The following is a 303-nucleotide window of genomic DNA, read 5'->3' on the forward strand; positions in this document are numbered from 1 at the left end:
GTTACCTGCCGCGTCTGTCGCACGAACAGCGCGATGCCAAGCCAGTCTTCAAGCTTATGGATTTGCTGACCGACTGCACCGGGCGTAAGGTTAAGTTCTTGCGACGCAAGAGTGAAACTGCCAAGTCGCATTGCTGCTTCAAACGCAATTAGAGCCTTCAGCGGCGGCATTGGTCGCATAGCGCAGTTTTTCATCGAACAGCGAAGGTTAAATCATTTGTAGAACATGCCCCCATCGAACACAATCAGGACAGATCTGTTGCCATCTTGGTATGCTTTTATGACTCGGCCTTATTTCGCCTTC

General features: G+C 50.5%; 1 protein-coding gene. It reads right to left on the reverse strand.

Annotated elements, in window-relative coordinates; genetic code table 11:
* Positions 1-194: LysR family transcriptional regulator (locus SB717_RS34865; RefSeq protein WP_410907453.1), on the reverse strand; the 194-nt coding region annotated here is incomplete at its 3' end.
* Between the last annotated feature and the right edge of the window lie 109 nt (positions 195-303).

This window comes from Priestia sp. SIMBA_032 (genome assembly GCF_046535215.1).
GTDB lineage: Bacteria > Bacillota > Bacilli > Bacillales > Bacillaceae_H > Priestia > Priestia aryabhattai.